Origin of the sequence: Tolypothrix sp. VBCCA 56010, assembly GCF_050875635.1 — a bacterium.
GTDB lineage: Bacteria > Cyanobacteriota > Cyanobacteriia > Cyanobacteriales > Nostocaceae > Hassallia.
The window spans coordinates 10,755-30,493 of the sequence record NZ_JBPAOH010000027.1; the positions used below are offsets into that span (position 1 = coordinate 10,755).

The window sequence follows — 19,739 nt, forward strand, 5'->3', positions numbered from 1 at the left end:
AAAGGGATTGCTCTATAAATAACTGAAATAGAGCATCCCTTATTTATTAACCTTCCCGTATAACGCGCCGATAAAACTCTTCCAATGCTTCTATACAAGTTTTATCATCATAGAGATAGGAATGGCGCTCTACCATTTGTTCAACAATGCTGTTTCTCCACTTTTGGTCTACCCCTAATTTAGTAGCAATATCGATATATTCCGCTTCAGTTTTAGCAATTGTGTCAGTGACTCCTAGCATTTGTAAAATTCCATAGGAATGCCGACCGCGCATAAATTCACCAGGACAAGTAACAATAGGTAAATTGCAGGCGATCGCTTCTAAAGTGGTATTACCACCTGACCATAAGAAAGTGTCTAAAAATATATCTGAAACACAGTTAAGGTTACAATAATCATCCCAACCTATTCGAGGCAATATTACACAATATTCTTCACTCTTTAAGCCAAACTCAGCAAAAGCAACTTGGAGCCGTTGCCTAAATATCTCAGTAATATAATCACTTCCGTGAGATATAAAAACAAACTGAGCTTGGGAAACTTTTTGAGCTATTGCTGGGAAAATATAGTCATACTGTGGCAAATATTTAAACAGAGATTGGCAGGATAAATATACTACGGCTTCTTCTTTTAGTCCAAATTCTGAGCGCGGTTTTTTCGGTTTAGGAATATTGGGTTTTTTATAGGAAATTCCAATATTAGGCAAGCAAATCAACTTTTCGCAATAGTGTTGTTGAGCATTGTCTGGTTCCATTAATTCGCAAGATAAAAAGTAATCGATTGTCGGGATACCTGAAGTGATGGGATGTCCCCAGGTTGTACACTGTACTGGTGCTAAACGCAATCCTGCTATTTGTGTCATTTCCGGATGCATACCGATATCTAGAATAACCAGCACATGTATTTCATCGGCGGCAATTTGTTTGCAGACTGCTTCCATATCTTCTGGTATGTGATGAAAAATATCACTATACAACCGGAATTGCTGAGTTAGAGGGTCTACTTTTGCATCTGTGTAGTAGCAATATATCTCAAACTGTTGGCGGTTACAGTTTCGCAGCCAGCCAAGCATTAATTTACCGACTGTATGTCCTCGCATACAGTTAGATACATAACCAACACGAATTTTTTGGTTTTGACTCAGAACAGGTTTAGAAAGTGGCTTAACCCATTCGGGATAGTTGGCAGACATCACTTTATGGGCAAACTCTCCGTACTGTTTTTGTAGTTCTAAATCATCTTTACCTTGATATTGTAAGTAAAAATTTGTCCGGCTACCTATAGTTTCTAGAGCGCTTTTTTTAGCTTCAGCAGTATCTAGAGATGTCTGTTGAATTAATTCTTGTAAGCCATGAATAAACCGCTGTCTATAAAAAGAAATTTCCTCTTTATTTTCATAAATAATTGGTAGCATACGTTGGCTTTCGAGCTTTAAAGCCAAAACATCTGGTAATAACTGTGATGCTTCACTAGCAATTGCGATCGCTTCCTTTGTTCTACCGAAAATTTGCAAGGTTAAAGCATACTGAAAATAAAGGTTCGCTGAATTTGGATAAACTCTTATACCTTCTTTATAAGTATTGATAGTTCCTTCGTCTTGATTGAGTTTTTGATAACAAGTAGCCAAGGAAAGATATAAATGTATATCTCCTATTTTATTTTCTAAAAACTTATGATATTCCTCAACCGCTTCTTGATATTTTCCCTGCCTGTAAAAAGCATAACCATAGTTAAGTGCTGCTTCTGCACAGTCATTTTTAGCTTCAAAAGCGGCTCCCATATTGTACAAAATATCTGGATTACGTGGTTTTAATTCCAGAGCTTTTTCATAAGCAATAATAGCTTCATCTATTTCGTTCTTTTCTAGTAAAACATTACCTAAATTGAGATAACTACCAAAATGGTTTGGTTTGGCTGCAATAGCTTGACGATAAATTGATTCAGCTTGCTTAAAATCACCTTTTTCTAAGAAGATATTACCCAATCTATTGTAAGCATCAATCCAGTTAACATCGAGAGCAATTGCTTGTTTATAAGCTTTAATTGCTTGGGTAACAGCACCGAGCTTTTCTTGAACCAAACCTAGAGTGTAATGTTGAATAGCTCCTAATGGTTCAATTTGCAGACATTTTTTAAGTGCATTTAGCGCTTCTTGATTGCGTGCAGTAGTATAATATAATGTACCAAGATTTAGCCAAGCTGATGCATGGTTATTATCCAACTCTAATACATTATTAAATTTTTCTTCTGCTTCGATAAATTGTCTATTATGGTAAAGTGCTAGAGCTTCTGTATGCAGTTGATTTATTGTTTGTTGATTATTATCAATTTCAAGCTGATAGTTGCAGATATCTTCGCTCAATAACTTATTATTCAAGTCGTAAAATGGAAGATTCTCTGCTTTTGCTTGTGCTAAGACTTGTTTATTTTCATGTTGCAAAATAATTCTTGCTTGGATACGAGGTAGCAAAGCTTCCCACTGAATATCAGCCAAATCTCTAATTAGAGATATTTCTAATCCTTCGCTAACATCTAAATTTTCTTCCATTAGCAAATTCATAGTTACACCAGATAATAAAAGTTCGGCATCTTCAAGAGAAATATTACTGGTATCGATTAGCAAGGTTGTACGATCGCTATCGGCATGAGCTGCGATCGCGCTAATAACTTGTTGCAGTTCTAAACCGAGTAATTCTTCTGGCTGTGACCAATCTGGAAATACAATTAAATTAGTTTCTCTGAGATTTAATGGCAAAAGAGTAGTATTTATTAACACTGAGCTAATTTCTTTCGCCATTTTTGACCAAGAAAACTGTTTCGCTTGTTTTAATCCAGCAGCAATCAGAGAGTTGCGAACAGATGGCTTTTGTACCTCACACAATGCATTTGCCATCTCCTCAATATCATCATCTTGCACGTACAATGCTGCTTTTCCTGCTACTTCTGGAATTGATGCATTCGGACAAGTAATCACAGGACAACCACAAGCGATCGCTTCCAAAACGGGCAAACCAAATCCTTCATATTTAGAAGGATAAATCAGCGCAACAGCACCAGAGTAAGCGATTGCTAATTCTTCATCACTCAGTTGCAATATATGTACAATGCTACCTGATGTATAAGCTCTAAAATCTAGGTCTGCTAATCCACCAATTCCTGTAGAGACAATATCAAATCCATAACTACTAGCAAGTTGATAAAAAGCCTGGAAGAACAAAATACTATTTTTATAACCGCTGCCTGCACCAACTAAAATGAAGTAAGGTTTTGCGATACCATACTTAGTTTTAAAAGCATTCAATTCTTCTGGTTGTGCTGGTGAAAATATTTGATGATTTACACCATTTTGAGCAATTACTACAGACTTGAATGGTATGTAGGAAAAACACTTTACTAAGTCTCGTGCGGTGTTTTCGGAAACAGCAATATAAGCTGAGGCATGTTTAATTCCATAGTGTTTTTCTCGCCACATGGCATTATTGAGATTCCATCCAAATAATTCAGGAATCATGTCATGTGCTAGAAATACAGAAGGTGTTGTAGTTGGTGTTGTGTAATAAGTGGAGATAAATAAACTCGCATCTTCTTCATCGCATACTTGCTGTAGCATTTGGCGATCGCTATCAGTATTGTTGTAATCATAAAGCTCTACAGTGCGATATTGGATACCTGGAATTTTCGGAGCAGTTCCAGCGCGATCGATTACAACAATATATTTAGCAAAACCGTTGTCTAACCATTCTTCCAACAAGGATTTCCAAACACGAGCAATACCAGTTTTGTAGAGTTGAAAAAATACTCCGTCTACAATAATTATTGGCTTGATTTTTGTCATATCTGGAATTTTTACCTGTGTTTTATCTGGTGGTAAAAAGAACCATTTATCATTATTTGATAGCTTTTGGGCAATTGGTACTATACCGTATGATTCAGCTTTGTCAACCATTGTGTCATCACCTACCCATGAAAAATACTGCCGCAATAAAACTGGAAATTTCGTTTGTTTATGCAAGATTTTCCATTCAGCAGCTGCATTGGTATAACCATAGTATTGTTCTTTAAATTTTAATTGCTCTGGTGTCACATACGCAAAATGTTGAAACACCAAATTATATTTTTCAGTTTCATCATGTCTAAAAGGATTTAAAGCCGCAACATTTTGCCATTGACCATTTGGCAAAGGTTCTTCTAATCTTGGTGGTTCATGTGCTACCCATACTGCTCCAGGTTTATATCGCCATGTTCTTAACCACTCTTGTTGAGGATTTTGAGTATAACAATTGCGAGTGCTAATAATTAAATTTTCTCCAACAAAATACCAACACCAATAAAAAGCAGCAGTTTTATCAGGATTATCAATAAACAACTGTCGGGCAATACAAATCTGCTCAACTGTCCACAGTTCATCTACATCTACCTGCCACAATAAACATTCCTCATTTATGTTAAATAATGGCTCATTTACCATTTCCCGTTTTCCATTCCAGAAAACACCTTCTGGCTGGCGATAAACTGTAATTTGTTCGGGATATTGGCTTACTAGTTGATCTAAATATTCTGTTGTCCCATCATTACTCCGACCGTTATGATGGATTTGATCGCTTATATGTCCACCATGCTCGATACTCCATCCAGTATCGTGCTTTAATTCAGCTACACCCTCAACAATGTGCCAATGCCATTTAAAAGGTAGTTGTTTGAAAGCCTCAATGTGGTAACGGATAAATGGTTCACCGTTCAGGACAATAGTAAAAAAATGAATCGGTAAATTTGAGTTATCTCCTGTTTTTTCTTTAGGTTTGATTTGGTCATTATTAACTCTTTTAAAAACGGAATAACCATTATAAAGATAAAAATTTTGAGTAACTAGTTCATAGTTTTTATCTATCAGCAACTTTTGATGAGAATGATAATTTTTAAAGGCATTTATATCATCAAGCAAAATATACTTAGCACCGTAAACTTCATCTAGCTCACTTAAGCCAGTAAATTCCGATCCATCAATTAATACTACATCAAAATACTCAATATTGTTTTGGTCTTTAATTTTTTGTATCCCATTTTGAGCAACACCTGATTTTTTTAAATATTCAATATCTTGTTTGAGCCAGTCTAATATTTGTTCAAGGCGATAATAGTTTAGATTTGTTTTAGTTGTATTGTAAAAATTGGATACTTTATTTGAATCGGGAAAATTTTCCAGAGCAACAGATGATAAATTGTAGCATTTTACAAAAGAGTCATTGGCATAATTTTTTTTAAGTTCGCTAAATCTAGTTTGTGAAACCTCCATGCAGAAGAGGATAGGCTTATTTGCGTTTTCTCGAATACCTTTTACTAATGCTTCTGTACTTCCTTCACCTGAAGAAGAACCAATTTCTAAAATGGTCTTTATGTCTTCTTTTCTAGCAATTTCTTGAATTATATTATAAAATTCGTCGTTTTTAATTTCCGGAAAAATTAGGTTGTTAAGTCGAGAATCTGAGATTGACTCGTTTAAAAGCTTATCAATTAAAAGTTGAACTGGAAGTGAAACTTCATCATAACTCCATTCTAATGTCTGAATGTTTTTGGTATCTGGTAAGTAAAAATGACGTGCGCCGTTTCGTGGATCTGTCTGCGAGTAACGACGAAGTTTGATACGTCGTTTTTCTTCATTATTAATAAATAAATCTAAATGATATATGCTCAAATCAACTAAAGTTTTGCCTTTATCGCTAAAACCTTGAGGCATTTCATGAACATGACCATGATAGCTAATGCCTTCATAATATCTAAATAGTCTACGCTGAGAGTCAGGATAATGTGGAGAGCTGACAATGTAATGCTTTCTATTAAATGGAGAAATCCACCTTCTAGGAATCCAAAAATTATCTGTTTCTTGTATAGACTTTTCTTTCAAAGACTTAAGAAATTTCCATGTTTTTATATTGATAAATTCATCTGAATCTAAAACAAATACCCAATCTGTTTTGACATGAGACAAAAATATGTTTCTCTGATGCGAATAATCTCCAGTCCATTTGGAATGTATTATTTTTGCTTGATATTTAGAAGCAATTTCACAGCTAGAATCGATGCTGCCTCCATCAACAATTATTAATTCATCATAAACATTATCTAGGGATTCTAGAGCAATGGGTAATGTTTTTTCGGAATTTTGCAATATCATGCATACAGACAGGCTCGGCATATAATTCGTTTCAACTCCATTAATTAAAAACTCAGTTAGCTGTAGCAAATTTCAGATAATAGAAAGGTCATCTTTTTTATTTAGTACTTGCTAGCTGACTAAGGGCGATCGCTCTTTCCTACTTGTTTCTTCATCTGCTCTAACAAAGCTTTATACTCTTTGCGTTCAGGTTGCAGTTGTACCAGTTTCTCTAACGGTTCAACAGCACCTTTAACGTCTTTTAGCTGTAGCCGTACATTTACTAACCCCTCTAAAGCCACTCGGTTTTCTGGTTCGCGTTGCAAAACCAACTCAAAACCCCGCGCTTGTTGTTTTAATGAAGACTCAACAGCCGCAGTTGCTGACTGCGGTTGCTGCGATGCCTGTTGTATTGCCGGAATCACCGCAAACGCTGTAGAACCAGCGAAGGAGATTATAGACACCACTGCGACAATCTTATGCAGACGCTGCGATCGCTTCATCCGCGCCATCATGTATTCTTTTTCAGATATAGCCATCTTTGAACTGCTGTAGTAACTTGACTGATTTTGGCTTCCGGTAAAATACAACTATATACGGATTGACTAAACAATCAATATGTGCGTTGCAAGAACGAGGTATTTTGCCGATCAGAGCAAAATCGCTCTGAATGAAATCGACCCGACTCTCATCGGTAATTGCCCATGCTCAGGATACCCATCGACAACTCAGGAACTAACATTTGTGCGAAAAATTTCGCAGCAAGAATGCGCGATTTTCTTGGATTTGGCTTGATCGCAAAACTGAGAGTGCTTGCCCTGAAGAGATTTGGGCGTTTTTTTGCGCTTTGCTGTGGTGCGGCCTTTTACAAGTCTCAAATTATTACTTCTGCGTGCAATAAAAAAATACGCCCATCGGCAGTTCATGTAGAATTGTTTTTAGTATCATAGTTATAGAAGCGCAAAACCGCTGTTTGTAATTTGCCTTTGCGATTTGTGACAAGCAAAAATATTAAATTTAGATAAATATGTCCGGTTAGTTAGTCCAAAGACAGAATATTTGCGGTATCGTGAATAACGTTTCGCTCAAAGAGACGGTGAATATTTCCAGGCAACTGCAAAGTTTACCGTTACTCAAAAATTTCCAGTGAACTCGTTGTGCTAAAGGTGTTTTTTGCCAGTATACAACGCTCTGGTTTAATCAATAGGCGTCCTCACAATTGCTATATCTGCAAGTTTTAGGACGACTAACTTTTTGCTCGGTGTCTACAACTGCTTGGTGGTATTTGAGTTTTTAGGTGGTGATTACCGTACAAAACCGAAATCATCACAACGCAACTAGAGTTAGTTATGGTACAGTTAAGAAGTTAAGACTAGCTTTGCCAAAGTACAACTCTACGCATAGGCAAAAATCCCCCAAGGGAAAGCAGTTTTGATTAAGCATTTACCATACAAAATCTGAATTCATTCGAGGCTATGACCCAGCAGCAAGTAATTCACCCTATGGTGAAATTGCAGCGTAACGTGCAATCACTCGTCGAATCTAAAATTATCAAGCCAACCGATAGCATTTGGAAAATCGCGTTGCTTTACGGCAATGAATGGCAGTACTGGAAGCAGGAACTGCTAGATTTTGGCTTTACTATGCAAGACCCAATTGGCGATTTGTTAGCAGTAGAAGCTTGGGACGAAGAGGCAGATTGAGGATAGGGGGACAGGAAGACAAGGGGACAAGGAGACAAGGGAAGCCAGCGCGTTGCGGAGGTCTCCTCCGTTGTAGCGACTGGCGTGGACAAGGAGGAATTTCTCCCTTGTCTCCCCCCTCCCCCTTGTCTTCCTTGTCCCCCCCCTCTCCCTCATCTTCCCCCACTTCTCCCCTCCCCCACTCCCTACTCCCCCTATTCGCAAGTAGCTAATGCGGCAGCGAGTTCTTTGGCTGTTTGGTAGCGATCGCGTGGCAGTGGTTCTGTAACGCGGTCAATAACCTCTTTTAATTTCCGAGTAAAAGTGGGAACGCTTGCCAAATCAAATCGAAAATTTCGACCCCGCTGGCGGTAAAACTTAAAAGGATTTTCGCCTGTTAGTAAAAAAATTAGTGTAGGTCCGATCGCGTACAAATCGGATTGTGTCAAAGGTTGCCCGCGCTCTTGTTCGGGAGCGCAATAACCTTCTGCACCAATGCGAGTACCCGGTGCGGTGCCAATTTCTTTCACAGCGCCAAAATCCAGCACCACTATCTGATTATTAGAACTTCGCACCATCAGGTTTGCGGGTTTAATATCGCGGTGAATCAGTGGTGGATCTTGCCTGTGGAGATAATCTAATATGTCACAGGTTTGGATCATCCAGGCGATCGCACGAGAAGGGGTGACAGGTCCAGTCGTGTAAACTAATCTTTCTAAATCCTGACCGTGGACTAATTCCATTGCCAGGTATTTTTTGCCGCTATCCACAAAAAAATCATAATACTTAGGAATTCCTGGATGACTCAAGGATTTGAGAGTATACGCCTCGCGTTCAAATAATTCTTGAGCCTTGGCAATTTTTGCCATATCAGCATTCATTTGCTTCAACACCAGCAATTGCGGATATCCAGCAATCCAACCCGCTGCATCCCAAGCTAGATAGGTAGTCCCCATACCTCCCTGTCCAAGCGTCCGCAACACCTGATAGTAGCGAATTACTTTTTGCACTGTCAGCGGTTGACCGCAGTGGATGCAAAATAGATTGTTAGGAGAATTACCTTCGTGGGTACAAGTTGAGCGTGAAGTTGCAGGAGTTTTTGCTGACACCACTTCTATAAAACTCTTAACAGTTGGTTCGATTTGGACACCAACTTCTTTACCCCCCAATTTAGGAGCGGGTGATTTTATTGGCTGAATTTCAAATTTAAGTAGCGGTCCGCCCTGTGCCAATTGCAACAGTGAATTATCTGGCAGCAAACTCTGTGTCACCAAGACACTATTGAGGAAAGTGCCATTTGTGCCTTGACTGATTACCTGCCAAGAACCACCATTGTTGCCAGAATTAACTTGCCTGAGTTCTAGATGATACCTAGAAACTAAATTATCAGTTAAAACAACCTGATTATCTGCCGCTCGACCAATCCGAATTACGGAGCAGTCTTCAAAGCACCACTGCTTGAGCGGCGTTTTTTCTTGCGCGTCTAACAGCGTCAGAGTAACCACAATATAAGGTAATGTTAGTTGGTAGTTGGTAGTTGTTGGTTGGTAGTTGTTAGTTGTTAGTTGTTAGTTGTTAGTTGATAGTTGGATCGTTGGAGCGTTGGAGCGTTGACGGTTAACAGTTATCCACTATCCACTATCCACTATCCACTAACCACTATCCACTAACCACTAACCATTCTTTTGACTTTCGACGTTGGGACGGACTTTTGCCCGGATGAGTACAGCAGTAATGTTGTCATGACCATTGTGTTGATTCGCCAAATCAATTAACTCTCGGACTCCGCGTTCTAAGTTAGCACCATAACTCAGCAGCGGTTCTAAGTGAGTAGAAAAATGAATTTCTAGTAAATCATTATCTGATAAACCGTCCGAAGCGAGGATGAAGAGTGTATCTTGATTAATCTCGAAAAACTGCACATCGGGATGGATCAAGTTTTCGTCTCGTGGACCAAGGGCTTGAGTAAGTTGATAAGCATCTGGGCGAGCGTAAGCTAAATTTGGTTCAACTCCACGAGCAATTTCCCGTTGACCGACTTCGTGATCTACCGTTATTTGTTTAAGTTTGTCCTTGCGAGTCAGCTTATACAAGCGACTATCCCCCACATGAGCAACTGCTGCTTGAGTGTCTTGGATTAAAAGCATTACCAAGGTAGTGCCCATGCGACCGACACCAGAACGGGCATCTTGTTGATTAACATCGTAAATTGCCTGATTTGCTAAAAGTACTGCCTCAGCGATACTGTCTTCAGTTGGGAGTTGGTTAGAAAGCCAATGTTTTTGGAAGTATTCCCGCAGAGTGGTAACTGCCAACTCACTGGCGACTTCACCACCAGCGTGTCCCCCCATTCCATCACAGAGAATATATAAACCACGCGCTTGCAAAGCTCGGTTTTTGGGCAATTCTAATTTGTTAATTTTGGTTTCAACACCAAAAAAGTCTTCATTGTGTTGGCGTTGACGCCCAACATCCGTGCGTCCTGCATCTTCTAGGCTGATTAACTGCATCGGCAGCACCACTGTTGGCATATCATCGCCTCTAGGGGCGGTATCTTCTGTGTCGTCTAATTGCAGGATAGTTGGCGATGGAGTATGTTCTTTTAGTGTTGGGTCGGTTGCGGTTGTGGCTGGTTGCAGTTCAGCGGCGATCGCCTCCAAGCGCGATCGCAATTGAGCGATCGTCTCAATCTTACCTTCCTCAATCTCGCCCAACAACTGTATCACAGAGCCAGATTGAGTGCGTTGCGACTGTCTAAATAACGCCTGCCAAATACGCCCCAAAGCTTCAATTGTCAAAGGTTGCGCTTCGCCTTCTGGCAAATCAGCAGAATTATTTCTCTGTGTTTCTACGTGTAACTCTTGTAGTGCTAGCGTCTGGTCTTCATCCAAGCGCAAATTCGATAACTCCAACAGACTTTGACGACAATTCAATGGTTCTAATAGCGCCCAGAGTTGAGTCATCTGATAAAACCAATGTAAGATTTGTAACGAAGTTATATTATCATCTTGCCATAATTCGGCTAAATACTGCCAATGCGATCGGTTCTCAATCAGTACCACCTGCATCTGGTTTTCCTGCCATGCATCGTGAATCGATGGTATTTCTGGGTGAGACCCTAGTTGCAAAGCAATATAAGGTTTAGCGAGGTTAGGAATTCTGGCTGCTTCGGTTGATGGCGCAATCAAATTGTTTTGCTGATTTTTTAGTATAGCCAGTAGCGGCGACATTTGATATGGTTGGCAGTCTAAAACTCTCACGCACACCTGAGTATGAGCGGCAACTTCTGATAGTGCTGGTAGCGGATCTAATAGTTGATAGCGCTGTTGCGAGTCTAAATAAGAGCCAACCGGGAGTTGAGAAAAAGCGATTAAGCCAGAAGGGGAGCCAGTCGCTTGGGCGAACTGGGGTGAAAGGGGAGAATCATCTTCTAAGCTTTTTGGCTGGTGAACTTCTGCTTCACTTTCCTTAACTTCCTCGACGGCAATAATTGCCCACCAAATTGTGCCGGATTCCGCGCCGCAGTTGTGACATCGTTCTGCATTGACAGCCACAGCGCTACTGCATTTTGGACAAACCTTTTGCGTCAAGGACGTGCCACAGTTTTGACAGAACTTGTTGGTATTAGAGTTTTCAAATTTACACTGGGGGCAAATCAGCATTGTGGAAGTTCCTTAATTCCCGTTCCTGGCGTGCTTCTGACCACTACAATTTGTGCATTGCCACAAATGTCGGCAGCTTATAGTAGACCGACAAAATATTGTGGTGTCAACAGTGAATTTTGGTGACAGTATTAATTCTTACGCATATTTTCAAAATATGTGAAATACAGGCAAGCCTATCCCTCAGAATAACCTGCCATTAAAAATTAGCGATCGCCCATATTTAAACACATATCTTGATTGTTTGGGGGAGTGGGCGAGTGGGGGAGTGGGAGATAAGGGGACAAGGGGACAAGGGGACAAGGAGACAAGGAGACAAAAAGAATAATTCTTCTTTCTCCCCATCCCCCCATCTCCCCATCCCCCCTCTCCCCATCCCCTGCTCTCCCCCTCTCCCTCATCCCTCACTGCTTAGTGGTAGTAAAATCGTAAAACAGGTACGGTTTGATTGACTTTCAACCTCGATTGTGCCTCCAAGGGAAAGAGTGAGTTTTTGTACTAATGCCAATCCTAATCCGGTTCCTCCTTGCTTCCAAGGGTCGTTGCTGGGAATGCGATAAAATTTGTTAAAAATGAGCGGTATTTCTGTGGTGGGAATTTCCACACCAGTATTAACTACTTTGAATTGAATTTGTTTTGATTTTAATTGAGCGCTGAGGGTGATTTGTGCTTCTGGTGGGCTAAATTTACAAGCGTTGGTGAGCAGTTCGATTAAAATACGTTCGAGACTGAAGGGATCGCAAGTGAGTGGAGGAAGATTGGCAGCTATATTTAGCTGCAACTCTTGCTGAGAACTGTTGCGATTGCGTGCTTGAAATACCTGCAACACCCGGCAAAGCCATTGCTGTAGTTGAATTGTTTCTAATACCAACGGTTTAGCGACATTATCGAGCTTTTGCAAATCCAGGAAATTATTAATTAGGTTAATTTCGCGATCGCACTCCTTGTCTAAAATTTGAAAGTAGCGAGCTGCTTTTGAGCGTTCTGTTTCTGGCTTGTCCATTTCCAACAAAAAGTTTTGCTCTTTTTTCAGTGAGATTCCCAGCATCTGAATCGCCATTTTCATATTAGTTAGTGGCGTGCGTAGTTCATGGGAAACTGTACTGAGAAATTCATCCTTCAGACGATTGAGGCTTTCAATTTCATCAAATTGCGCTTGTGCAGCTTCTTGAGTTTCTTGAAGAGCAACTTCTGCTAATTTGCGCTCTGTGATGTCAATACAACTACCAATGTAACCAGCAAAGTTACCTGTGGATGTAAATCTGGGAACCCCTGAATCTAAAATCCAACGATAATTGCCGTCATGTCGCAGGAGCCGATATTCCATCTCAAATTTGGCTCGTGCGTTAAAGGCAGATTCATAGGTTTTTAAGCAAAAATCTTGATCTTCAGGATGTACGTTTGACAACCAGCCTAAACCTTGCTCTTCTTCTAAGCTGCGTCCGGTAAAATTTAACCAAGATTGGTTGAAAAAATTACATAACGAGTCACTTCCAGACATCCACAACATAACTGGTGCTGTGTCAGCCATAGTGTGAAAGCGTTGTTCGCTTTCTCGTAACAAGTCTTCTGTCTGTTTGTAAGCGGTAATATCCTCGCAAACCATCAGAATCAGCGGATTTGCCTCTTCAGTTGGTAATATCCGCGCTTTAACTTTTACCCAAACCATTTTACTGGCATTTAAGCGAAACTCCCAATTAGTAATTTCGCTTTCGGGTGACGCTGTTAATAATTCTTTGAATGCATTACTTAACCTTTGCTTGTCTGACTCCTCAAACAAGTTAAAAATTGAAGTTTGGATTAGTTGTTCTAAAGTGTAGCCAAGACTGTCTGCACCAAATTGGTTTACAGACAAAATTTTCCCTGTTGCATCCAAGGTGAAGTACACAGAAGGTGTATTTTCATACAAACTGCGATACCACTGGAGTTCTTCTTGGGTACGACGCAGGGTTTCTGGGGTGCAAAGTTCTAAATCGGTAGCTCGTTCAGACACAACTTCCAGATGTAGAGGTGTTACAGACAAAATATCTTTTTGACGAGTGTAATGCCAGCTCGATTGCTGATTGCGGCTCATAGATTTAAACTTGCACCCAAGCGAGAAGTGTGAACTAGGCGGTAAGAAAAAAATATTATTATACAGGTTTTAAATTAATTTGTGTGAAAGGTGCAAATAAAAACTTATGTAAAGACTAAGCTTTACACTGTATAATTCTTTAATTGATAGCTCAAAACTTGCGATTGGAGATATTGATTAATCTATCTTGAAAATAGAGAGGCTTAGGCAGTTGGGTTAGGAGCGCTTAGACTAAAGGTTAGAAAAAGAGATTTTTATCGATATTGGTATAAACAGTTCATAATTTTAACCACAATTATTCAAATATAGGTAGGGAGGCTTCCCCCTTAGAAGCAATGCTTAAGGCTTAAAAATAGATGCTTTTTTCTGTGGTTTCGTTAAATTATGCAACAATTTGACTTCTTCTGGGGTAAGTTCGCGCCACTGTCCTGGTTGTAGACGATCTAATTTTAAGTGAGCGATCGCTATCCTCACCAATCGCAAGGTAGGAAACCCGACAGCAGCAGTCATTCTTCTGACTTGGCGGTTTTTTCCTTCTGTCAAAGTTATTTCTAGCCAAGCTGTGGGGACATTTTTTCTAAATCTTATTGGTGGATCGCGATCGCTTAACAACGGTTCTTCTGATAAAAGTCGTACTTTTGTTGGTCGAGTACGGTAATCTTGAATTTGCACACCTGTTTGCAATTTCTTTAAAGCATCTGCATCGGGAATTCGCTCTACCTGTACTAAATAAGTCCTTTCATGTCCAAATTGAGGATGAGAAAGGCGATGTTGCAATTTTCCGTTATTTGTTAATAATAATAACCCTTCACTGTCCCAGTCTAAACGCCCGACAGGGTACACATCAGCCACTTCGATGTAATCTTTTAGCGTACTGCGGTTAGGGCTATCTTTTGTAAATTGGCTGAGAACCCCGTAGGGTTTGGAAAAAATGATATAGCGATAGTCATTCATTGTTTGAGTAAATAACTAATGTGACATTAGTCTATGATGCCAATAATTGGACACGTCATGCATTACAACTAGCGAGCGTCAGATTTAACTTATGCGATCGCCCTGTATCGTCGGATAAATATACAAGCTTTGTTAGTCTGTAAAGTTAGAGAAATTGATGCCAAATTTCCACAAATACAATGACTACGCCAGAACTAAAGCTTTTTGACATACAATGACTATGCCAAAACTAAAGCTTTATTTTCGGACTACTGAGATAATTCTAAAATTACATCGCCCAATCGCAAAGTTATTAAAGTGGATTCCCAGACAAATCAAAGAACTTTTTCAGGTTTTTTTTCAATCTCAAGAAAACTCCGATGAAGAACTAGAAGATTTTGAGGAACAATTAGAGCAAAGACGACTTGAAAGACAAAGATTAGGACGAGGTAGGGGAGCCAATAGAAAAGACCGAGTAATTGTCAATTCTGTAGCGCGGGAAAAGAATATGAACAGAGAGCAGCGACAACAATTTGGTGATTATATTGAAGATGTTAAACGTCATCAAGGGCGAGGCGGTGCTGACAACTTCACACGCAATGAACTACTTGATTTGGCTGATGAGTTTTTAGAGAGATAATTAATTTAACCGATAAGTTCCACCTACTTAGCAGGTCGATAAAGTGAGTACGAATAAAATATCTTTAAGATTATCTGGCAATCTTACACCCTTAGAAAAATTAACACATACTTTAGGAATTACGCCGACAAAAATTCTTCACCGTGGAGAGCGTGTTTCTAAAAATAGAGTCCAACCCGTTGATATTTGGTCTTTAGAACTGGTTAATTTTGACGATCGCACCACAAAGCAAGATATAGAAAAGCAGATGTTACAAGCTGCGGTAGTGTTAAAGCAAATTGCACCAGCGATCGCATCATTAGATCGAACCAAGTGCAAAACAGATTTGTACATCAGCACTATCCGAGAAGAAGACCAGGGTGGTTTATCATTACCTACAGAACTGGTAGCAGCAGCAGCAGCAGCAAAATTATCAATCCAGATGTCCATCCTCGTGATGCTGGATGACTACGAAGAACCGGAAGCTGCTTCTATCAATACATGATTAACCTACATAAGGCTGCGATCGTCATTATCAAAGCACCGTAAAATAATATGAAAATATAAGCTTTTTAAAAGAGCAGTTATTCTGACCACAGCAGAACAACCTTTAAAGTGTGTTTACTTGTGTCAAGCATTGACAACAGTCTACTTAATAGTGCGTCTGGATGAACGCATGGGAGAAATATTCATCCAATCTGGCAATGAGATAGAAATCTTAATTAATCGTGATGGAAATTGGATATACCTATGACCAAACCAAATTTTGATGCTATGAGTGAAGGTGAATTAAGAACCTACGTCTATGAACATCGAGACGATCAAGAAGCTTTTCACGCATTTGTAGATCGTTTGAAGGCAAAACCTCCCTCTGCGGTTTATCCCGCATCGATGACACCTGAGGAAATCCATCAAGCAATATTAATGCATGTTCAGCAGAAGCAGAAAACGCAAGACGCATAGAACACTGCAACGCATACCACCTTGCTTACCTTAGGATTTGTTAACTTACTTGCGCCCATCTACAACGAAGGTGCTACAATCAACTTCCATGCTAGGGGTGCCTGCACTTTTCAGGCTGAGAACACACCCTTAACACCTGAGTCTGGGTAATACCAGCGGAGGGAAGCTGTTTATCGAGGAATTTAATATGCGGACTCAATGGGTTGCTAAACGCCAGGGACAAGATAATGTTACGCAAATCCACTACGCACGCCAGGGTGTTATCACTGAAGAAATGGATTATGTAGCCCGACGGGAAAACCTTCCCGTTGAGCTAATTAGAGACGAAGTAGCGCGGGGACGAATGATTATTCCCGCGAATATTAATCACACTAACTTAGAGCCGATGGCGATCGGTATTGCCTCTAAGTGTAAGGTAAATGCTAATATCGGTGCTTCTCCCAACTCTTCCAACATTCAGGAAGAAGTAGATAAGCTAAAACTGGCGGTCAAATACGGTGCTGATACCGTTATGGACTTGTCCAATGGCGGGGGGAATTTAGATGAAATTCGCACCGCTATCATCAATGCCTCACCAGTGCCAATTGGTACAGTACCCTTATACCAAGCACTAGAAAGCATCCACGGCAATATCGAAAAGCTGACACCAGATGATTTTCTTCATATTATCGAGAAACATGCCCAACAGGGTGTCGATTATATGACTATCCACGCGGGGATTTTGATTGAATACTTGCCCTTAGTGAAAAACCGCATCACTGGCATTGTCTCTCGCGGCGGCGGTATTATGGCACGGTGGATGTTGCATCATCACAAACAAAACCCGCTTTACACCCATTTCCGTGACATCATTGAGATTTTCAAAAAATACGATGTTTCTTTTAGCTTGGGTGATTCCCTGCGCCCAGGCTGCATCCATGATGGCTCAGACGATGCTCAATTGTCTGAACTCAAGACGCTGGGACAATTGACTCGCAAAGCGTGGGAACATAATGTTCAGGTGATGGTAGAAGGTCCCGGACACGTCCCGATGGATCAAATTGAATTTAACGTCAAAAAGCAGATGGAAGAGTGTTCTGAAGCACCTTTCTACGTGCTGGGACCTTTGGTGACAGATATTGCTCCGGGTTATGACCATATTACTTCAGCGATCGGTGCTGCGATGGCTGGTTGGTATGGTACAGCGATGCTTTGTTACGTAACCCCGAAAGAACATTTAGGACTGCCGAATGCCGAAGATGTACGTAACGGGTTGATTGCTTACAAGATTGCTGCTCACGCAGCAGATATTGCCAGACGTCGCCCAGGTGCGAGAGACAGAGACGATGAACTCTCCCACGCTCGTTATAACTTCGACTGGAACCGTCAGTTTGAATTATCACTCGACCCGGAAAGAGCGAAGGAATATCATGACGAAACTTTACCAGCAGATATTTACAAAACTGCTGAGTTTTGCTCGATGTGCGGTCCAAAGTTCTGTCCGATGCAAACTAAAGTTGATGCTGATGCGTTGACGGAGTTGGAGAAGTTCTTGGCAAAAGAGCCGGTAACGCAGGGGTAGATGCTGTAACTTAATTTCTGGACAAGCCTACCCATTACTACTCATTTTTGGGTAGGTTTGATATAAGTTGGTCAACAAAATCTCTAAGTTGTTCTTGCCAATTGGGGACAGTCTTAAGTTTTTCTAGCTGTCCTTTTCGACCTTTAAAGCTTATCGGTTTAGTGTCTAAAGGTTCTTCACCATACGGCAAAGCACCAAGTTTATGTTTTTTCTGGAAAGGCATTGATTTTTACCTTATATATTCGTAGACTAATATATAGCATCAATTAAAAGGTCGAGTCAATGCTGTTAGGTTTCAAAACTGAGCTAAAGCTATTGCTGATATGGGATTTTACGAGTTTCGTAGGCAGTTAACCTACAAGTGTGAATTGTATGGTTCAAAGTTAGTTGTAATTGACCGTTGGTTTCCATCTAGCAAGACCTGCTCAAATTGCGGCACTAAAAAAGAAACACTTACCTTGAACGAGCGAGTGTTTGAATGTAATCATTGTAATTTTGTAATTGACCGCGATTTAAACGCTGCAATCAATTTGTCCAAAATCGTCAGTTAGGCGAGGTTAGCCTGTGGACTGGTAGAAGCCGACTTCTTCAGGATGAAGCAAGGAAGTAAACGAAACCCAAAGTAGATATTTCCAATTATGGGTAGCTTTGGGTAGGTGTTATGTAACGGTTAATAGATAGCAGGCAATAAATAGCCCACAGGTTGAAACCTGGGGCTATACGAACGAAGCCCACCTACGTGGGCTATTTATCTCAATATAATTTGATACTAAAACATTAATTTTATTATTAAACGGAAACTTTTTTGCTAATATAATCGACAGCCTGTTGAACTGTTGTAATTTTTTCAGCAGCTTCATCAGGAATTTCAATATCAAATTCCTCTTCCAAAGCCATAACTAACTCTACCGCATCTAAAGAATCTGCTCCTAAATCTTGAATAAAGTTGCTGCTGAGGGTTATTGTGTCTGCTTCAACTGATAACTGTTCAGCAATAATATTTTTTATTTTGTAAGGATTCAGGTGACAGGGTATTGACAAAAAAGACAGTCTGGCCCGTCTGTGCTTCCTCAATTTTAGACCTGAATCCTTACCCGCTCTAGAACGAGTGTCAGCTGCTGTAAATAGGCACAAATCAGAACTGGAAGTTTCTTAGCGCATCTTTTGCTCAAGGAACTCTAGAAAGACTTTGACTTTCATTGGGACATATTTTCGACTGGGGTAAAGTGCGTTAATCGGGACTGGAGCTGATGACCACTGGGGTAAGACGTTTACTATATCCCCACCCTGTAACTCGTGCTGAAACAGAAATTCCGGCAGCAGCCCAATCCCTACTCCAGCAACGATTGCTTGATAAATGGGGGCACTGTCATTGCTAAGTAGTCGTGGACGAAAGGAGAGCGTTACTGTTTCCTGCTGTTCATTGTGCAATGTCCAGGTCACTTCGTTCTGATGATGAGCCATACAAAGCAGCGCATGACTGGTCAAATCAGCGATCGCCCTTGGTTCGCCAGCGGTTTTGAGATAGGTCGCGCTGGCAAAGAGTTTCATACGATCTGTGCTAATCCGCCGCACGATCAGGGTTGAATCGTCCAATTCCCCAATCCGAATCGCTAGATCGTACCCTTCTTTGACAATATCCTTGTATTCAGTCGTCGCATGGAGAATCACTCGAATATCGGGGTAGGTCAGCAGAAACTCCGGCAAATTGGGTGCGAGAACAGACTGCACAAACAATACGGTGGCTGTCACTCGCACAGTGCCTTGCGGATGCCCCTGCAAGCTAGCGATCGCATCATTACCGTCATGTAACGCATCGAGAATGGGTAAACAGTTTTCGTAATACAGTCGTCCTTCTTCAGTTAAAGAAACCCGCCGCGTCGTGCGATGAAATAATCGGACTTTTAGCTGTTGCTCTAGCTCATTGACCTTCAGACTGACGGTAGATTTAGGCAAGTCCAGCGATCGTGCTGCTGCGACAAATCCTCCCAGTTCCGCGACTTTGAGAAATATTAAAACAGCGTTCACGTCATCCATACCTTGCACTCGCTGCGCTCTTGATTATCAAAACTCCGCTATTGTCCAGCATTATAA

General features: G+C 40.5%; 17 protein-coding genes, 1 pseudogene and 1 riboswitch. Of the genes and pseudogenes, 9 read left to right on the forward strand and 9 right to left on the reverse strand.

The features are described from left to right. Positions 1–46: 46 nt before the first annotated feature. A complete protein-coding gene (locus AABK37_RS11885; protein WP_432551774.1) occupies positions 47–6,193 on the reverse strand; it encodes a tetratricopeptide repeat protein in 6,147 nt (2,048 codons plus the stop codon). A 98-nt stretch (positions 6,194–6,291) separates the two neighbouring features. Then, complete coding sequence (locus AABK37_RS11890; RefSeq protein WP_432551775.1) at positions 6,292–6,690, reverse strand: tetratricopeptide repeat protein; 399 nt, start codon at positions 6,688–6,690, stop codon at positions 6,292–6,294. A gap of 936 nt (positions 6,691–7,626) precedes the next feature. Here AABK37_RS11890 and AABK37_RS11895 point away from each other — a divergent pair. Together AABK37_RS11895 and AABK37_RS11900 are read left to right on the forward strand one after the other, a co-directional pair. After that, positions 7,627–7,854 (forward strand): DUF4327 family protein, encoded by a 228-nt coding sequence (locus AABK37_RS11895; protein WP_089127000.1) that lies wholly within the window; start codon positions 7,627–7,629, stop codon positions 7,852–7,854. After that, a complete protein-coding gene (locus tag AABK37_RS11900; RefSeq protein ID WP_432551776.1) occupies positions 7,851–8,066 on the forward strand; it encodes a hypothetical protein in 216 nt (71 codons plus the stop codon). The genes AABK37_RS11895 and AABK37_RS11900 overlap by 4 nt, the downstream gene beginning before the upstream one ends. Here the strand turns inward: AABK37_RS11900 and AABK37_RS11905 are convergent. Then, positions 8,049–9,338, reverse strand: coding sequence for a protein kinase domain-containing protein (locus AABK37_RS11905; RefSeq protein WP_432551777.1), 1,290 nt, complete (start codon positions 9,336–9,338; stop codon positions 8,049–8,051). The genes AABK37_RS11900 and AABK37_RS11905 overlap by 18 nt on opposite strands. A 168-nt stretch (positions 9,339–9,506) precedes the next feature. Next, positions 9,507–11,495, reverse strand: a complete 1,989-nt coding sequence (locus tag AABK37_RS11910; protein ID WP_432551778.1) for a serine/threonine phosphatase — start codon at positions 11,493–11,495, stop codon at positions 9,507–9,509. Between the two features lie 260 nt (positions 11,496–11,755). Between AABK37_RS11910 and AABK37_RS11915 the strand changes: the two genes are divergently transcribed. Further along, positions 11,756–11,947: a hypothetical protein gene (locus AABK37_RS11915; protein ID WP_432551779.1), complete on the forward strand. Its 192-nt coding sequence runs from the start codon at positions 11,756–11,758 to the stop codon at positions 11,945–11,947. Here AABK37_RS11915 and AABK37_RS11920 read toward each other — a convergent pair. Continuing rightward, on the reverse strand, positions 11,893–13,569 hold the full coding sequence (locus tag AABK37_RS11920; protein ID WP_432551780.1) for a PAS domain-containing sensor histidine kinase: 1,677 nt from the start codon (positions 13,567–13,569) through the stop codon (positions 11,893–11,895). The genes AABK37_RS11915 and AABK37_RS11920 overlap by 55 nt on opposite strands. A 339-nt stretch (positions 13,570–13,908) precedes the next feature. After that, entirely contained in the window at positions 13,909–14,523 is a 615-nt protein-coding gene (locus AABK37_RS11925) for a pseudouridine synthase (RefSeq protein WP_432551781.1), read from the reverse strand. A 220-nt stretch (positions 14,524–14,743) separates the two neighbouring features. Between AABK37_RS11925 and AABK37_RS11930 the strand changes: the two genes are divergently transcribed. The 5 genes from AABK37_RS11930 (at position 14,744) to thiC (ending at position 17,645) form a co-directional block, all read left to right on the forward strand. After that, a complete protein-coding gene (locus tag AABK37_RS11930) occupies positions 14,744–15,142 on the forward strand; it encodes a hypothetical protein (protein ID WP_432551782.1) in 399 nt (132 codons plus the stop codon). A 43-nt stretch (positions 15,143–15,185) separates the two neighbouring features. After that, on the forward strand, positions 15,186–15,626 hold the full coding sequence (locus AABK37_RS11935; protein WP_432551783.1) for a DUF4279 domain-containing protein: 441 nt from the start codon (positions 15,186–15,188) through the stop codon (positions 15,624–15,626). Between the two features lie 84 nt (positions 15,627–15,710). Then, the gene (locus tag AABK37_RS11940; RefSeq protein WP_432551816.1) at positions 15,711–15,875 is read left to right on the forward strand and encodes a DUF6888 family protein; all 165 of its coding nucleotides are present in this window, start codon (positions 15,711–15,713) and stop codon (positions 15,873–15,875) included. Further along, complete coding sequence (locus AABK37_RS11945; protein WP_432551784.1) at positions 15,872–16,084, forward strand: DUF6887 family protein; 213 nt, start codon at positions 15,872–15,874, stop codon at positions 16,082–16,084. The genes AABK37_RS11940 and AABK37_RS11945 overlap by 4 nt, the downstream gene beginning before the upstream one ends. Before the next feature lie 83 nt (positions 16,085–16,167). After that, positions 16,168–16,265, forward strand: a riboswitch (TPP riboswitch). Positions 16,266–16,271: 6 nt separating this feature from the next. Next, positions 16,272–17,645 (forward strand): phosphomethylpyrimidine synthase, encoded by a 1,374-nt coding sequence (thiC, locus tag AABK37_RS11950; RefSeq protein WP_432551785.1) that lies wholly within the window; start codon positions 16,272–16,274, stop codon positions 17,643–17,645. A gap of 37 nt (positions 17,646–17,682) precedes the next feature. Here thiC and AABK37_RS11955 read toward each other — a convergent pair whose 3' ends face one another. Then, complete coding sequence (locus AABK37_RS11955) at positions 17,683–17,868, reverse strand: hypothetical protein (protein ID WP_432551786.1); 186 nt, start codon at positions 17,866–17,868, stop codon at positions 17,683–17,685. A gap of 82 nt (positions 17,869–17,950) precedes the next feature. On the opposite strand from AABK37_RS11955, the pseudogene AABK37_RS11960 reads away from it, so the two are divergent. Continuing rightward, a pseudogene (locus AABK37_RS11960) lies at positions 17,951–18,196 on the forward strand (RNA-guided endonuclease InsQ/TnpB family protein); the annotation flags it as partial. A gap of 238 nt (positions 18,197–18,434) precedes the next feature. Here AABK37_RS11960 and acpP read toward each other — a convergent pair. Both acpP and AABK37_RS11970 read right to left on the reverse strand, forming a co-directional pair. Then, positions 18,435–18,680, reverse strand: a complete 246-nt coding sequence (gene acpP, locus AABK37_RS11965; protein ID WP_432551817.1) for an acyl carrier protein — start codon at positions 18,678–18,680, stop codon at positions 18,435–18,437. A gap of 117 nt (positions 18,681–18,797) precedes the next feature. Continuing rightward, positions 18,798–19,682, reverse strand: coding sequence for a LysR family transcriptional regulator (locus AABK37_RS11970; protein ID WP_432551787.1), 885 nt, complete (start codon positions 19,680–19,682; stop codon positions 18,798–18,800). Positions 19,683–19,739: the final 57 nt, after the last annotated feature.